Here is a 15621-nt window from a genome sequence, read left to right as displayed (position 1 = left end):
ATCATTTCCATGAAGCATCTACCTACTGTGTCACAGCATGCCCGCGTCGCGCACCGTGTCGCGCTCCTCCGCCAGCTCGGAGGCACTGTCGGCGATGCGCCGGCGCTGCCGGTCGTCGAGGTCCAGGCCCTGGACGATCTGCCAGACGCCGTCGACCGCGCGGCAGGGGAAGCTGGCGAACAGACCCTCGGCGACCCCGTAGGAACCGTCCGAGCGCAGCGCCACGGACGTCCAGTCACCCTCCGGGGTGCCGTTGAACCAGTCGTGCATGTGGTCCACCGCCGAGGACGCCGCGGACGCCGCCGAGGACGACCCGCGCACGTCGATGATCTCCGCGCCGCGCTGGGCCACCCGCGGGATGAACTCCGAGTCCACCCACTCCGGGTCCAGCGTGCCGGCGACCGGCTCCCCGTCGAGCAGCAGCTCGGCGACGTCCGGGAACTGCGTGTTCGAGTGGTTCCCCCACACGGTCATGCGCGACAGCCGGCCCGGGGTGACACCCAGCTTCCCTGCCACCTGCGCCAGCGCCCGGTTGTGGTCCAGACGCGTCATCGCCGTGACCTGCCCGGCCTCCAGGCCCGCGTGGGCGTCCAGGATCGTGGCATTCGTGTTCGCCGGGTTACCGACGACCAGCACACGCACCCCCGGTGCGGCGTTGGCCGCGATGGCCTTGCCCTGCGGGCCGAAGATCTTGCCGTTGCCGGTGAGCAGGTCCGAACGCTCCTCCCCCTTGCCGCGCGGCTTCGCGCCGACGAGGAACACCGCCTCCGCACCGGCGAAACCCTCGTCCGGGTCGTCGGTGACGGTGATGTCGGCGATGAGGGGGAAGGCCGAGTCGAGCAGCTCCATGGCAACCCCCTCCGCAGCGCGTTTCGCCGCCGGGATCTCCAGCAGACGCAGCTTCACCGGGCGGTCACCGAAGACGTCCCCGGAAGCGACGCGGAACAACAGGGAGTAGGCGATCTGCCCGGCGGCCCCGGTGACGGTGACGGTGATGGGTTGTGTCGGCATGGTGTGCGACCTCGTTCCTTTTCGCGATTGCAGTGGTGTTCGGTGCCCCACCAATGTAGACGTGAGCAACTGTCCCCCTGTTCCGGTGCCCCCTCATAGGTGGGGGCATAAACGTTATGTGCGTCCCTGGCGTGGGTTCCGCTTAGCATGGGAGTACACGGCGACACCCGGTTGCCGCGCCCACGGGAGGATCCCCGACCCCAGCACACGTCCCCGCCGCACCAGTCGCTGCACCAGACGCCGCACCAGACCAGGCCAGGAGCGCCCCATTGATCACTGACCCCGCCGACCTGCCAGGCAGCCACCGGCGATACGACTGCTCCCCGCAGGAGTACCAGCTGGTCCTGGACACCGCGATCCCCGAACTCGTGCGCTCCGGGCTCTCCGCCGACACCCGCGACATCGCCGTCGGTGCGGGTGTACCCGCCACACACCCCCTACTCAGGGACACCCGCGTGCTCTACGACGAGGCCGTGCGCTACGCCTTCCGCCGGCTCTGGCCCCGCCCCGAGGACCTGGACGTGGAACGCCTCGTGCCCGCCGAGGCCGTGCGCTCCCTGGTGCGCACCGCCTACCGGCGCCACCGCGCCGACCCGGACGCCGTGCGCCTGATCATCTCCGAGAACGTCCTGTCCCGCGGGCACCTCGAAGGACGCAACGACGTGCTCGAGACCTCCCCCGTGGTGCTGCAGATCGACCGGGTGCTGATGCGCGGGCAGGACTACGGCGCCTTCCGTCCCGGCATCTCCGCCGAGGACGTGTACGTGCTGATCACGTCCCTGTGCTGCTTCCCCGCCTCCCAGGGCGGGTTGTTCCAGCTGCTCTACGGCACGGACATGGACCACGCCGCCACCGTGGAGGGCCTGGAGAAGTTGGCCTGCGACACCGTGCTGGCCTTCCTGACCACCTCGATGCCCACCACCCAGGGCAGCTCGTACACCCACGCGGCCCCCACCACGCGGACCCCGTCGTCGGTGTCGGCGTCGTTGTACACCGCCGGCGACGGTGGCTCCGTGGAAGAGGTCGTGACCTACCGCGCCGAGGACCTGCCGGAGTACACCGCCCCGCGGGAGTCCCAGGTCTCCTCCTACCCGTCCTTCGACTCCTTCGGTGGGGAGCTGGGTGGTGAGCTCGGTGGGGACAGCTCAGAGGGGCACGGCATCGACACCGACATCCCCGAGGACCCCGACGAGGACCACATCGCCGACCTCTACGACGAGTAGCTCCGGCACCCGATGTCATCTGTGTCATGCCCCAGGCCAGGAAACACCGAAAATCTTGCCTGGGGCATGGCTCAGCTGACATCGCCGGGATCCCGGACCCCCGAACAACCCGGAACCCCGCGCTATTGGTGGTCGACACCCCGATGACCACCAACCGCGCGGGGTTATAGAACGCCGGTCCCGCACTGCAGACCGCGGCGCCCCGGTCAGGCGCTGCGGCGGTCGCGCTCGGCGACCTCCTCGTGGGTGAGCAGCTCGGGCTCGGCCTCGCCGGTCACGCACCCGCCGGAGATGATCACCTCACCGGTGTCCGGGTCGTCCGGGATGGCGTACATCATCGGCAGCAGCAGGTGCTCCACGATCGAGCGCAGGCCACGGGCACCGGTCTCGCGCTCCAGCGCCTTCTTCGCGATCTCGCGCAGGGCGTCGTCCTCGAAGGTGAGCTGCACCCCGTCCATCTCGAAGAGGCGCTGGTACTGGCGCACCAGGGAGTTCTTCGGCTCGGTGAGGATGCGCACCAGGGCGTCCTCGTCGAGGTGGCCGACGTGGGTGATCACCGGCAGGCGGCCGATCAGCTCGGGGATCAGGCCGAACTTGACCATGTCCTCCGGCTCCACGAAGCGGAACGGATCCGGGTCCTCGTCGGACTTGCCGCGGATCTCGGAACCGAAGCCCACGCCCTTGCGTCCACGACGCTCGGCGACGACCTTCTCCAGGCCGGCGAACGCGCCCGAGACGATGAACAGCACGTTCTTCGTGTCGAACTGGATGAGCTCCTGGTTGGGGTGCTTGCGCCCGCCCTGCGGCGGCACGTTGGCGACCGTGCCCTCCAGGATCTTCAGCAGCGCCTGCTGCACACCCTCGCCGGAGACGTCGCGGGTGATCGAGGGGCTCTCGGACTTACGCGAGATCTTGTCGACCTCGTCGACGTAGATGATGCCCTGCTGTGCCTTGGACACGTCGAAGTCCGCCGACTGCAGCAGCTTGAGCAGGATGTTCTCGACGTCCTCACCGACGTAGCCGGCCTCGGTGAGGCTGGTGGCGTCGGCGATGGCGAAGGGCACGTCCAGCATGCGGGCCAGCGACTGGGCCAGGTAGGTCTTGCCCGAGCCGGTGGGCCCGAGCATGAGGATGTTGGACTTGGTCAGTTCCACGGCGTCGTCGCTGCGGCGTGCACCGGCGTTGGCCGTCTCGGCGCGGATACGCTTGTAGTGGTTGTAGACCGCGACGGCGAGGGTGCGCTTGGCCTCGTCCTGCCCGATGACGTACTCGTCGAGGAACGTGGTGATCGCCGCGGGGTGCGGCAGGTCGGCGTCCTCCCCGGCGGGTGTCACGCCGGCGGCGAGCTCCTCCTCGATGATCTCGTTGCAGAGCTCAATGCACTCGTCGCAGATGTACACACCTGACCCTGCGATGAGTTTGCGGACCTGCTTCTGGCTCTTTCCGCAGAACGAACACTTGAGCAGTTCGGCGCTTTCCTGCATCGATGGCATGTGAGACGAACTCTCCTGTGAAACTTGGTGATCCGTTGGTAACGCGTCCGGCCCATCATACCCCCGCGCCCGCAGCGGTGGCGGACGTTCCGGCACAGTGTCGTCGACAGCGGGCGCGTCGGGGTGTAGAGGAGCCGTGGGACCGTGGGGGTAGACTGCCACCGAAGCGACTGCCGCCACCGGGCGGCCAGCCCAACCCAGTTACACCCAGCCCGCCCCCAGCGACCAGGAAGATCCCTTTGTCCCCGTCCATCACCTCCCTGACCGACCACGCCTGTCTGGTGGTCCACGGACCCGACCAGCCCGGCCTGGTCTCCGTGATCGCCGCACTGATAACCCGGAACAAGGGCAATATCATCTCGCTGGACCAGCACTCCTCCGACCCGGAGGACGGCGGGTTCTTCCAGCGCATCGTCTTCCACCGTCAGAACCTCGTCACCGCCATGGACGACATCAGGGCCGACCTGACGGAGACCCTCGAGCCCTACGACATGGCGTGGTCGCTGTCCGACCGCTCTCAGCCCAAGCGCATGGCGATCCTGGCGTCCAAGGACGACCACTGCCTGCTGGACCTGCTGTGGCGCCAGCGCCGCGGGGACCTGCCGGTCTCCATCCCCATGGTGATCTCCAACCACACCGATACCGTCGAGGACGTCCGATCCTTCGGGGTACCGTTCTTCCACGTCCCCTCGCAGGCGGGGCCGGACAAGTCAGAGTCCGAGGCGGAGATCCTGCGTCTGCTGAAGGGCAACGTGGACTTCATCGTCCTGGCCCGCTACATGCAGATCATCTCCAGTGACTTCCTGGAGCAGGTCGGTGTGCCGGTGATCAACATCCACCACTCCTTCCTGCCGGCGTTCATCGGCGCGGCCCCCTACCGCAAAGCCAAGGAGCGCGGGGTGAAGCTCGTCGGCGCCACGGCCCACTACGTGACCGAGAACCTGGACGAGGGCCCGATCATCGAGCAGGACGTGGTGCGCGTCAACCACCGGGACAACGTCGCCGACCTGAAGCGGCTGGGCGCGGAGGTCGAGCGCTCCGTCCTGTCCCGCGCCGTGCTCTGGCACGCCCAGGACAAGGTGATCCGGAACGGGAACACCACGATCGTGTTCTAGTCCCCTCCCCCGCGCAGGACGCCAGGTCACCGCACGGCGAACGGTGCGGCGGTGATCTCGCGCAGTTCCTCCACGCTCACACCGTCGGCGCACTCCACCAGGGTCAGGCCCGCCTCGGCGTCGACCTCGAAGACCGCGTGGGAGGACACGATCAGGTCCACGCACTTCGCCCCGGTCAGCGGCAGGGAGCACTGCTCCACGATCTTCGGCGTGCCCGTCTTGGTCACGTGGTCGGTCATCACGATGATCTTCTGCGCCCCGTGGACCAGGTCCATCGCCCCGCCCATGCCGCGCACGAGCTTGCCCGGCACCATCCAGTTGGCCAGGTCGCCGTAGCGCGAGATCTCCATCGCGCCGAGCACGGCGACGTCCACCGAGCGCGAGCGGATCATGCCGAAGGACTCCGAGGAGCTGAAGAAGCTCGCCCCGGGGTTCACGGTGATGGTCTCCTTGCCGGCGTTGATCAGCTCGGCGTCGACCTCGTCGTCGGTGGGGTACGGCCCCACGCCCAGCACCCCGTTCTCGGAGTGCAGGATCACGTCGATGCCCTCCGGCAGGAAGCCGGGGACCAGCGTCGGCATGCCGATGCCGAGGTTCACGTACTGGCCGTCGGCGAGTTCACGGGCCACGCGTGCGGCCATCTGTTCACGATTCCAGACCATGCTCTCTAGGCCTCCGTCTTGTCGTCGGTCGTCTCGTTGGTCGTCTCGTCGGGTCGGGTCGTGCGGTTCTCGATGCCGGTCTCCTGCGGGCCGACGTGCACCACGCGGTCCACGTAGATGCCGGGCAGGTGGACCTCGCCGGGGTCCAGTTCGTCGACGAGGTGCTCGACCTGGGCGATGGCCACGCGGGCGCACTTGGCGGCCTCGGGGTTGAAGTTCTGGGCGGTCTCGCGGAACACCAGGTTGCCCTTGCGGTCGGCCTTGTGGGCGTGGACCAGGGCGACGTCGGCGTGGATGGCGGTCTCCAGGATGTAGTCCTCACCGTCGAAGGTGCGGGTCTCCTTCGGCTCGGAGAACTCCGCGACGCTGCCGTCCGGGTTGTAGCGCACCGGCAGTCCGCCGGTCGCCAGCTCGGTGCCCACGCCGGCCTTGGTGTAGAACGCCGGCACACCGGCGCCGCCGGCACGCATACGCTCGGCGAGGGTGCCCTGCGGGGTGAACTCCACCGACAGGTCGCCGTTGAGGTACTGCTGGGCGTAGATCCGGTTGGAGCCGATGTAGGAGCCCACCGTGCGGGCGACCCGACGATCCTCCAGCAACGTGCCGAGGCCGAAGCCGTCGGTGCCGCAGTTGTTGGAGATGATCGTGAGGTCGCCGACGCCCAGGTTGCGCACGGCCTCGATCAGCACGGAAGGGATGCCGACCAGGCCGAATCCGCCGACGGCGAGGGAGCTTCCGTCGGTGAGGTCGGCCACCGCCTCGTCTGCTGTGGTGAATGTTTTGTCAAGCATATGGAAAACTGTACACTGGTGTTCGCGCAATGGACAATTGTTCGCTGAATGAACGGATGACGGGAGAAGTTCGGTGACACAGACACAGCACACGACCGAGAAACAGGACGGCGGCCAGGTCCAGTCCTTCGTCCGCGGACTGGCGGTGATCCGCTGCTTCGACGGCGACCACCCCACCCTCACCCTGGCCCAGGTCGCCGAGCGTACGGGCCTGGCCCGCGCCACCGCCCGCCGTTTCCTGCACACCCTGGTCTCCATGGACTACGCCAGCACCGACGGCACGGAGTTCCGCCTGACCTCCCGGGTCCTGGAACTCGGGCACAGCTACCTGTCCTCGCTGTCGCTGCCGGACATCGCCCAGCCCCGCCTGGAGGACCTCTCCCGGCGCATCGGTGAGTCCAGTTCCATGTCGGTGCTCGAGGGCTCCGACGTGGTCTACGTCAGCCGCGTGCCGGTACGCCGGATCATGGCGGTGTCGATCACCATCGGCACCCGCTTCCCCGCCACGGCGACCTCGATGGGACGGGTCCTGCTGGCCGACCTGCCCGCCCACGAGCTCGACGCGATCCTCGACGCCGGCGACCTCCCCGCCCCCACCCCGCGCACCTGCACCTCCCCGGACCAGCTGCGCGCCGAACTGCAGAGCGTGCGCGAACAGGGTTTCGCCCTCGTCGACCAGGAGCTGGAGGTCGGCCTGCGGTCCGTCGCCGCCCCGGTACGTACGCCGGACGGACGGACCGTCGCCGCGGTCAACGTGTCGACCCGCACCGAGGTCCACGACCTCGACGACCTGCACTCCCGCATCATCCCGGAGCTCGTCGCCACCGCCGCCACCATCAGCGACGACCTCGCCGCGCAGCACCCCTGAGATCCCTGACACCCTTGAACCACCACGGAGGAAACCAATGACAAACAACCCCGAGCCCACCGACCCCGCCGACCCCACCGATGTCGTCCTGTGCTCCCCGCTGCGTACCCCGGTCGGCGCCTACGGCGGTGCCTTCACGGACGTGCCCGTCCAGGACCTGGCGTCCACCGTCGTCGCCGCCATCGTCGAGCGCACCGGCCTGTCGCCCGAGCACATCGACGACCTCATCCTCGGCCAGGCCTCGCCGGACAGTGCCGCACCGGCGTTGGGGCGCGTCGTCGCGTTGGACGCCGGCCTCGGTGAGTCCGTCCCCGGCATGCAGCTCGACCGGCGCTGCGGCTCCGGCCTGCAGGCCGTGGTCACCGCCGCCGCCCACGTCGCCACCGGTGCCGCCGAGCTGGTCATCGCCGGTGGTGCCGAGTCGATGAGCCGCACGGGCTACTCGGTGGACGGTTCGATCCGCTGGGGTGTCAAGGGCGGTGACCTGGTGCTGCACGACCGTCTCGCCGAGGGCCGGGCGTCCGCCGGCGGACGCGACCACCCGATCCCCGGCGGCATGATCGAGACCGCCGAGAACCTGCGTCGCGAGTACGGCATCACCCGCCAGGCGCAGGACGCGCTGGCCACCGAGTCCCACGCCCGTGCCGTCGCCGCCGTGCAGGACGGCACCTTCGCCGAGGAGATCGTCCCGGTCACCGTCCCGGGCAGGCGCCGTCGCGACCCGGACACCGTCGTCGACACCGACGAGCACCCGCGCCCGGGCACCACCGAGGAGAAGCTCGCCGGGCTGCGTCCGGTGATGGGACGCCAGGACGACGAGGCCACCGTCACCGCCGGCAACGCCTCGGGCCAGAACGACGGGGCGGCGGCGATGATCGTCACCACCCGCGCCCGCGCCGAGGAGCTGGGCCTGCAGCCGCTCGCCCGGCTGGCCGGCTGGGCCGTCGCCGGTGTCGCCCCGGAGACCATGGGCATCGGGCCGGTGCCCGCCACCGCCCGGGTGCTCGAGCGCCTGGGGCTGACACTGGACGACCTCGACGTGATCGAGCTCAACGAGGCCTTCGCCTCCCAGGCCCTGTCGGTGCTGCGGCAGTGGGGTGTCGACGCCGACGATCCTCGGCTCAACCCGCACGGTTCGGGCATCTCGCTGGGCCACCCGGTCGGTGCGACCGGCGCGCGGATGCTGGTGACCCTGTGCCACGAGCTTCGTCGCAGGCAGACTGGGGACACGCCCCTGCGTGGCCTGGCCACGATGTGCATCGGCGGCGGCCAGGGGCTCGCCGCCGTCCTCGAGAGCGAAGGATAACGACCGTGAACACACCACTCACCCTGCACGCCGTCGACTACGGGCCGGACGACGCGGCCGCCAGGAACGCAGCGACCGGTACCGTCGTACTGCTCGGCTCCCTCGGTTCGACCACCGAGATGTGGCTGCCGCAGCTCGACGCACTCGGCCACGACCGCCGCGTGATCGCCCTGGACCACCGCGGCCACGGCCGCTCCCCCCTGACCCCGCAGGACGCCCCGGCACCGGGCGTGGAGGACCTCGCCGCCGACGTGCTGCACACCCTCGACGGCCTGGGTGTGGAGAGCTTCACCCTGGTCGGGCTGTCGCTCGGCGGCGCGGTGGCGCAGTACCTCGCCGCCACCAGCGGGCGGGTCGACAAGGCCGTGTTCATCTGCACCGCGGCGAAGTTCGGCGAGCCCTCCGGCTGGGTCGAGCGCGCAGAGACCGCCCGCGGGCAGGGTGTGCGGGCGCTGGCTGACACGGTGATCACCCGCTGGTTCTCCCCGGAGTTCCGCGCGGCCAACCCGGCGACCACGGACCACTACCGTGACATGGTCGCCGACACCGACGACGAGGGTTACGCGGCGTGCTGCGGGGCCCTGTCCGGGTGGGACTTCACCGACCGGCTGTCGGAGATCACCGTGCCCACGCTGGTCATCGCCGGCGAACACGACCCGTCCACCGCCCCGGAGACGGTGAAGGTCATCGCCGACCGCATCGACGGGGCGTCCTACGTGGTGCTCTCCCCGGCGGCACACCTGCCGAACCTCGAGCAGCCGCAGACCGTCAACGGCCTGGTCACCGGCTTCCTGGCGGGCTGACCGGCATGGGGGACGCCGCGCGCCCGGTGGGTCTGGCCCCGTTGTCGGCTCTGGACGTCGCACCCGACCGGCTCGTGCGTCTCGCCGCCGCGGCCGGCTTCGACTTCGTGGGCCTGCGCGTACTCGCCGTCACACCCGAGGAACCGCACCACGACCTGTCCCCCGGCTCGCCCCTGCTGGCCCGGACGATGGAGGCGCTGGACGCCACCGGGTTGTACGTCCTCGACGCCGAGTTCCTGCGCCTGGACGCCACCACCGGCCCCGACGACTGGCTCCCCGCCCTGGAGGCCGCCCGGGCCCTCGGCGCGACCCGCTTCACCGTCGCCGCCGGGGACGAGGACCGCGCGCGGTTGACCGACACGCTGGGGCGGCTGACGCAGGACGCCGCGTCCTACGGCGTGGTGCCCGCCCTCGAGCCGATCTCCTACCGCGCGGTGCGCTCACTGACCGAGGCCGGACGCATCGCGCGCGCCGCCGGGGCACGCGTGCTGCCCGACATGCTGCACCTGGCACGCGTCGGCACCGAGCCTGAGGAGCTGGCACAGGTCGGCGACCTGGTCGACATGGTGCAGCTGTGCGACTGCCCGGCAGCCGCCCCCACCGACACCGCCGGGCTGACTGAGGAGGCCCGGGCCGCCCGTCTGGCCCCCGGCGACGGCGAGCAGGACCTGGCGCGCCACCTGGCCGTCCTGCCGGACGACCTCCCGGTCAGCGTGGAGGTCCCCCACCTCACCGAGCTGGCGCGCCGCGGCGCGCCCGGCTGGATCCACCATCTGCACGACACGACCAGAAGGATGCTCGACACATGACAGACGTGATCATCGTCGGTTCCGGGGCCGGCGGGCTGTCCGCCGCCGTCACCGCCGCCCACCACGGACTGAAGGTGACCGTGGTGGAGAAGGCCGACGTGCTCGGCGGGGCCACCACCTGGTCCGGCGGCTGGGCCTGGACGCCCGGCAGCAGCTTCGCCCGGCGCGACGGGGTGCACGAGGACGCAGAAGAGTTCCGCACCTACCTGCGCGCCGTGCTCGGCGAGCGCTACCGAGGCGATGTCGCCGAGAACATCGACGCCTTCCTGGACGCCGCCCCGGACATGGTGGACTTCTTCCACGACAACACCCGGTTGCAGTTCACCCCGGGCTCGGCGATCAAGGACATCTACGGTGACCTGCCGGGTGCCGGCACCGGGCACCGCTCGGTGGGGCCCGCACCGTTCAACGCCCGGCGAATCCGCCCCGAGGTGCGCGCGAAGCTGCGCCACCAGCTCTACGAGACGTCGTTTCTGGGCATGGGCATCATGGCCGGGCCGGACCTGAGGAAGTTCCTGTCGGCCTCGCGCGGGGACGTGAGCGGCTGGTTCCACGCCGCGCGCCGCGTACTGGTGCACGCCTGGGACATGGTGGTGCACCGGCGCAACATGCAGATGGTCAACGGCGCCGCCCTCGTCGGCCGGTTGGCCGCCTCCGCCGATGACCTGGGCGTCACGATGCTCACCGGGACGACGGCCCACGAGCTGCTGACCGACGGCGCCGGGCGCGTCACCGGCGTGCGCGTGCAGGGGCCGGACGGCACGGCCGAGCTGGCGGCGTCCTGCGGTGTGGTGCTGGCCACCGGCGGGTTCCCGGCGGACGTGGAGCTGCGCAGTGACCTCTTCCCGCGCACGCCCACCGGGCGGGAGCACCACACGTTGGCACCGGAGGAGGCCAGCGGCGACGGGCTGCGCCTGGCGCTTTCGGTCGGCGCGGCGTCCTGCACGGACCTGGCCGCCCCGGCGGCGTGGTGCCCGGTGTCGCAGGTGCCGTACCTCAACGGGAAGGTGGGTACGTTCCCGCACATCATGGACCGGGCGAAGCCGGGGTCGATCGGCGTGGTGTCGACCGGCAGGCGCTTCGTCAACGAGGCCGACGGCTACCACGACTACGTGACGGCGATGCTGGACGCCGCCCCGGCCGGTGAGCCGGTGTGTTCCTGGCAGGTCGCGGACTCCACGTTCGTACGCCGGTACCCGATGGGTATGGCCAAGCCCTTCCCCGTGCCGCTGCTGCCCTACGTGCGCAACGGTTACCTGGTCAAGGGGCGCACGCTGCGGGAAGTGGCGGAGAAGTGCGGCATCGACCCGGACGGCTTGGAGGCCACCGTCGCCCGGTTCAACGACGACGCCCGGCGCGGCGAGGACACGGAGTTCCACCGCGGCGCCACGGAGTTCAACCGTTACGGCGGGGATCCGGCGGTGGGGCCGAACCCGTCGCTGGCTCCGGTGGAGAAGGGACCGTTCTACGCGGTGAAGGTGCTTCCGGGCAGCTTCGGCACCTTCGCCGGCGTCAGTGCCGACGGCAGGGCCCGGGTGCTGGGTGAGGACGGTGCGGCGATCCCGGGCCTCTACACGGCGGGCAACGACCGGGCGTCCATCATGGGCGGGTTCTACCCGGCCGGTGGCATCAACCTGGGGCCGGCGCTGACCTTCGGCTACGTGGCCGGTCGGGAGCTGGCCGGGGTGTAGGCTGCGCGGCATGGTGCAGGGACCGGGAGAGGGACCGTCTCGAGAACAAGTCGAGTTCGCCACCTTGAGGGGGCTCGACGGGTACCGTGCGGCGTTCCCGTCGGTGTTCGCCGGGATGGAGGGCGGGGACGACAGAGTCGCCCGGCGGGTGGTGCAGGCGGCGCACTCCAGTGTGTTGGAGGGGTGGGAACCCACCGACGAGGAGATGGGCGCGCTGGCCGCCGACGTGCGGCGTCCGGAACCGTCCCGGATGGGCGCACGCGAGATCGAGGCGATGGTCGCCGAGCTCGCGCCGTCCGACGGGGAGAGCCGGGATACCCGGACTCAGAAGACGCAGCAGACTCAGCGGACGCAACAGCTGCCGCAGTCGCCCGCCGCCAACCCGGCGGCCGCGTGGCGGCGGTACTTCTACCCCGGCACCGGCGTCCTGCGTAACCGCCTGGGGATCCGCGCGGCGCAGCCACTGTCCGTCGCCGAGCACCGGATGACCTCACGCCTCGGCGCGGACCTCGCCGACCTGGCGGTCGAAGGTGAGCTGCACGGGGAGACCACCAGCGAGAAGCTCGCGTGGATCCACGCGGAGCTCTTCGGCGGGATCTACGACTTCGCCGGCACCTTCCGGGACGTGAACATGACCAAGGGCGGGCAGAGTTTCGGCGACCACGCGAGCATGGGCATGTACCTGCGTCAGGTCGACGGGCTGATTCGCCGCGTCGACTGGGACGGTGCCGGTTTCGCGCAGACCGTGGACGGACTCGCCGAGGTGCACACCGACCTGAACTTCGCCCATCCCGCCCGGGAGGGCAACGGCCGCACGGGACGGTTGTTCATGACCGACCTGGCCGCACGCCACGGTGTGGTGCTGGACTTCTCCGCGGTGGACCGGGAGTCCTGGATCGCCGCGTCCGCGGCGACGTTCGGGGACGCCCAGGGACTACGTATGGACACCGGCCCCATGGAGGAGGTCTACCGGCGTATCGCCCGGCCTCGTTCTCCCCGGTCGTGACGTTTTCGCCGTGATAGGCCCGCGGCGAACCACGGGAGGTCACCATGCTGTCGGAACCCACGAAGGGGCACATCTACTTCGCCGAGTACGACGTGATGAAGTCCGTATCTGCGAGCCTGGGCGTCGCGTACTCCAACCGGTACGACGCGGCGGCCACCGAGGCTGAGCGGCAGTGGTGGGAATCCCGGCGCCAGGCTCTCCGCACGTATGTCGCGGCAGCCGTCGACACCGACCGGGAGGACCTGCTGACCCGCTGCCGGATGATGCGCGCCGAGTTCGACCGCATCGGCGGGCTCGGATCCCCGGGCGGGGAGTGAGCGGCGCGGCGGCGAGACTCGCCCAACTACACTGACCGGCGTGACCACCACCGACCGCCTCCACCACACACAGGTCAGGGAGATCCTGTCGCTGCAGCAGAGCGTGCCCGCCCACGGCGGACTCCTCGTCCGTGTTCACGACCGCTGCGCCGGTGGCGCCGGGCTGCTGCGTCAACTGGCCACCGGGTCCCCGGGGTGGCGGACCGTGCAGCAGCGGCTGCTGCCCGACGGCGGCGAACTCGATCAGGCCACGCTCGACCAGCACGCGATCGACGCCACGGCCGACACCCTCCTGCTCGTCGAGGACCTGGACCGCGCCGCGGCGTCCACCGTGCGCCGGCTCGTCGCCGAGACCCAACGACGTGACCGCCCGGCCCGCCTGATGGTGGTGGGAACCGCCACTGCCACCGACTTCACCGCCGACATCGACGTGATCCTGCCTCCCCTCTCCGTCGCCGAGGTCGCCACGTACTGCGAGACCACGACCGGACGCATGCCCGCACCACACACGGTCGAGCAGATGCACGCGATGACCGGAGGACGTATCGACCTGCTCGCCGAGTTGCTCGGGGTGTTCCCCTGCGTCCCGGACACCTGGGCCGCCTCCCTCGACCGTGTCCTCGACCGGGCCCTCGACCAGGCCCTCGACCAGGACTCCCCTGGGCTCACCGACCTCCTTCAGGCCGTCGTCGTCAGCGGTGCACCGGACGCCTCCCCTGTCCCCGTCGCACTGATCGTCGCCATGGGCGCATCCCTCGACGTCGCCGGGCAGGACGTATTCCGCACCGTCCTGCGCACCGTGCAGTGCGATACCGCAGGGACGCACGTGCAGTTCCGCGACCCTCGTCACCGCGCGGCCGTCCTCGATCGCACACCGCCGGCGACCCTGGCGCAGCTGCACCGGCGGGCCGCCGAGGCCTGCACCGACACCGACCGCCGGCTGCACCACCGGTTGCACGCCGCACTGGCCGCCGGAGACACACAGGACGTCGGGCACACCCGGGACCTGCTGCGGGAGGCCGCCGAACAGCACCACCGGAACCAGGACTGGGCCGGCGAGGCCACCGCCCTGCGCAGCGTGCATGTGGATCCCGCCGCCACCGCCATGGCACTGACGAGGGCGGGGAACCTCGATGCGGCACGGTTGTGGTCACGCGCCGGCGACACCGCGGCGTCCTGCCGCTCGACGCTGGCGATGCACGACGGCGACCGGCGCCGCGCCCACGGCGCGCTCGACGGCACAGGCGGTCCCGACGCTGCGCGCCAACGCGCCGTGCTCGCCCTGGCCGACTGGAACCCGGGCGCCATGCTCGGGCACGCCACCACCGCCGGCGACGACCTGCTCACCGGCATCACCCGGCGCATCACCGGCGACACGCACGCCGGCCCCCTGCACCCCCTGGTCGACGGCTGGCTCGCCCTCGTCGACGACGACCCGCTGACCGCCCGCGACCTGCTCACCACGCACGACACGAACACCACACCCGGCTCCGAACCGTCCGGCCCGTTGCCTGCCGTCTGGCGCGACGCATGGCTGGCGCGCACCCACTACGTCCTCGGCGACTTCGACGCCGCCCGCCGCGTCGTCGACCGCGGCCTGGCCACCGGTGAGGCCCACGGCAGCGTCCTGCTGGAACCGGTGCTGCTGTGGACGGGCACCCAGGTCGCCGCCTTCCAGGGCGACTCCCTCGGCGCCGGACGCTACACCGCGCGTCTGCCGGACGACCCGGACTCCTTCCTCATCCAACGCCTGCCGGCGGCGATGAGCCGCATGATCACCACCGCCAACAGCAGCGACCTCGTCGCCGCGCTGCGCATGGGCGAGTCGCTGGCGCGCATCGGCACGGAGACCGACACCCAGCAGCCCGGTTTCTGGCCGTGGGAGGACGTCTACGCGCAGTGCCTCGTGCGCGCCGGACGCATCCGCGCCGCAGACGCGGTGGTCACCGAGGCCGAACAACGCGCAGAGCACCGGGCCGCCGCCCGCGGGACGACCCCACTGCCGTCACTGGCGGCGAAGCTGCGCGTGCCGCGCGGCAGCATCCTGCTGCGCCGCGGCGAGGTCGAGGCCGGGCTGCGCTGCTTCGACGAGGCCGTGGACATCATCGCCGACACCCCGATGCGCGCCTACCACTCGCGCATCCTGCTGGAGTACGGCCTGGTGCTGCGCCGCCTCGGTCGGCGTCGACGTGCCGACGAGGTCTTCTCCCGCGCCGAGGAGGTCTTCGCCTCCATGGGCGCGGCGGCGATGGTGGAACGCTGCCGGCGCGAACGCCGCGCGGCGGGGATCAGCGGAAGCAGCACAGACGTCGTAGCGTCCGACGCCTCCGAGGAGACGACCCCGCTGCTCTCCACCCAGGAGGAGCAGATCGCGGTGATGGCCGCCGACGGCTCCACCAACCGCGACATCGCCCGGGAGCTGACCCTGTCGGCGAAGACGGTCGAGCACCACCTCACCCGCGCCTACCGCAAGCTCGGGGTCGCCGGGCGCCGGGAGCTCTCCGGGGCGCTGCAGCGTCGATGAGC

The 15621-nt window shown here is 70.8% G+C and carries 14 protein-coding genes; 10 read left to right on the top strand and 4 right to left on the bottom strand.

Translation table 11 applies throughout. The features are described from left to right. Positions 1-30 precede the first annotated feature (30 nt). Positions 31-1011 (bottom strand): malate dehydrogenase, encoded by a 981-nt coding sequence (locus ACT3TD_RS09910; RefSeq protein WP_301441743.1) that lies wholly within the window; start codon positions 1009-1011, stop codon positions 31-33. Positions 1012-1280: 269 nt separating this feature from the next. Here ACT3TD_RS09910 and ACT3TD_RS09905 point away from each other — a divergent pair, with 269 nt between their 5' ends. Further along, complete coding sequence (locus ACT3TD_RS09905; protein WP_441578875.1) at positions 1281-2234, top strand: TetR family transcriptional regulator; 954 nt, start codon at positions 1281-1283, stop codon at positions 2232-2234. A 206-nt stretch (positions 2235-2440) separates the two neighbouring features. Here the strand turns inward: ACT3TD_RS09905 and clpX are convergent, their stop codons facing one another. Further along, entirely contained in the window at positions 2441-3718 is a 1278-nt protein-coding gene (clpX, locus tag ACT3TD_RS09900) for an ATP-dependent Clp protease ATP-binding subunit ClpX (protein ID WP_441578886.1), read from the bottom strand. A gap of 164 nt (positions 3719-3882) precedes the next feature. On the opposite strand from clpX, the gene purU reads away from it, so the two are divergent. Next, positions 3883-4842: a formyltetrahydrofolate deformylase gene (purU, locus tag ACT3TD_RS09895; protein WP_441578885.1), complete on the top strand. Its 960-nt coding sequence runs from the start codon at positions 3883-3885 to the stop codon at positions 4840-4842. A 26-nt stretch (positions 4843-4868) separates the two neighbouring features. Here the strand turns inward: purU and ACT3TD_RS09890 are convergent, their stop codons facing one another. Both ACT3TD_RS09890 and ACT3TD_RS09885 read right to left on the bottom strand, forming a co-directional pair. Beyond that, a complete protein-coding gene (locus ACT3TD_RS09890; protein ID WP_301443976.1) occupies positions 4869-5504 on the bottom strand; it encodes a 3-oxoacid CoA-transferase subunit B in 636 nt (211 codons plus the stop codon). A 5-nt stretch (positions 5505-5509) separates the two neighbouring features. Next, positions 5510-6295 (bottom strand): CoA transferase subunit A, encoded by a 786-nt coding sequence (locus ACT3TD_RS09885; protein ID WP_301443977.1) that lies wholly within the window; start codon positions 6293-6295, stop codon positions 5510-5512. Between the two features lie 73 nt (positions 6296-6368). Between ACT3TD_RS09885 and ACT3TD_RS09880 the strand changes: the two genes are divergently transcribed. The 8 genes from ACT3TD_RS09880 to ACT3TD_RS09845 all read left to right on the top strand — a co-directional run bounded on the left by ACT3TD_RS09880 (position 6369) and on the right by ACT3TD_RS09845 (position 15619). Beyond that, positions 6369-7163, top strand: a complete 795-nt coding sequence (locus tag ACT3TD_RS09880; RefSeq protein WP_441578874.1) for an IclR family transcriptional regulator domain-containing protein — start codon at positions 6369-6371, stop codon at positions 7161-7163. Between the two features lie 37 nt (positions 7164-7200). Beyond that, a complete protein-coding gene (locus ACT3TD_RS09875; protein WP_441578873.1) occupies positions 7201-8469 on the top strand; it encodes an acetyl-CoA C-acetyltransferase in 1269 nt (422 codons plus the stop codon). A 5-nt stretch (positions 8470-8474) separates the two neighbouring features. Beyond that, entirely contained in the window at positions 8475-9272 is a 798-nt protein-coding gene (pcaD, locus tag ACT3TD_RS09870) for a 3-oxoadipate enol-lactonase (RefSeq protein WP_441578872.1), read from the top strand. A 5-nt stretch (positions 9273-9277) separates the two neighbouring features. After that, positions 9278-10081 carry a sugar phosphate isomerase/epimerase family protein gene (locus ACT3TD_RS09865; RefSeq protein WP_441578871.1) on the top strand — a complete coding sequence of 268 codons (804 nt, stop codon included), beginning with the start codon at positions 9278-9280 and terminating at the stop codon, positions 10079-10081. After that, entirely contained in the window at positions 10078-11772 is a 1695-nt protein-coding gene (locus ACT3TD_RS09860) for an FAD-dependent oxidoreductase (RefSeq protein WP_301442117.1), read from the top strand. Before ACT3TD_RS09865 ends, ACT3TD_RS09860 begins: the two co-directional genes overlap by 4 nt. Positions 11773-11836: 64 nt before the next feature. Further along, complete coding sequence (locus ACT3TD_RS09855; protein ID WP_301442116.1) at positions 11837-12778, top strand: Fic/DOC family protein; 942 nt, start codon at positions 11837-11839, stop codon at positions 12776-12778. Positions 12779-12822: 44 nt separating this feature from the next. Beyond that, a complete protein-coding gene (locus ACT3TD_RS09850; protein ID WP_301442115.1) occupies positions 12823-13095 on the top strand; it encodes a hypothetical protein in 273 nt (90 codons plus the stop codon). A gap of 40 nt (positions 13096-13135) precedes the next feature. Further along, on the top strand, positions 13136-15619 hold the full coding sequence (locus ACT3TD_RS09845; RefSeq protein ID WP_301442114.1) for a helix-turn-helix transcriptional regulator: 2484 nt from the start codon (positions 13136-13138) through the stop codon (positions 15617-15619). Positions 15620-15621 lie beyond the last annotated feature (2 nt).

It is taken from the genome of Corynebacterium sp. AOP36-E1-14 (assembly GCF_052377495.1).
GTDB lineage: Bacteria > Actinomycetota > Actinomycetes > Mycobacteriales > Mycobacteriaceae > Corynebacterium.
The sequence above is the reverse complement of the archived record's forward strand: the minus strand, read 5'-3'. Positions and strand labels throughout refer to the sequence as shown.

Excerpts from the sequence above, each read along its gene's own strand:
- ACT3TD_RS09875 (WP_441578873.1), top strand. The coding sequence starts at position 7,201 with ATGACAAACAACCCCGAGCCCACCGACCCCGCCGACCCCACCGATGTC.
- ACT3TD_RS09885 (WP_301443977.1), bottom strand. The coding sequence starts at position 6,295 with ATGCTTGACAAAACATTCACCACAGCAGACGAGGCGGTGGCCGACCTC.
- clpX (WP_441578886.1), bottom strand. The coding sequence starts at position 3,718 with ATGCAGGAAAGCGCCGAACTGCTCAAGTGTTCGTTCTGCGGAAAGAGC.
- ACT3TD_RS09865 (WP_441578871.1), top strand. The coding sequence starts at position 9,278 with ATGGGGGACGCCGCGCGCCCGGTGGGTCTGGCCCCGTTGTCGGCTCTG.
- ACT3TD_RS09910 (WP_301441743.1), bottom strand. The coding sequence starts at position 1,011 with ATGCCGACACAACCCATCACCGTCACCGTCACCGGGGCCGCCGGGCAG.
- ACT3TD_RS09850 (WP_301442115.1), top strand. The coding sequence starts at position 12,823 with ATGCTGTCGGAACCCACGAAGGGGCACATCTACTTCGCCGAGTACGAC.
- ACT3TD_RS09860 (WP_301442117.1), top strand. The coding sequence starts at position 10,078 with ATGACAGACGTGATCATCGTCGGTTCCGGGGCCGGCGGGCTGTCCGCC.
- ACT3TD_RS09890 (WP_301443976.1), bottom strand. The coding sequence starts at position 5,504 with ATGGTCTGGAATCGTGAACAGATGGCCGCACGCGTGGCCCGTGAACTC.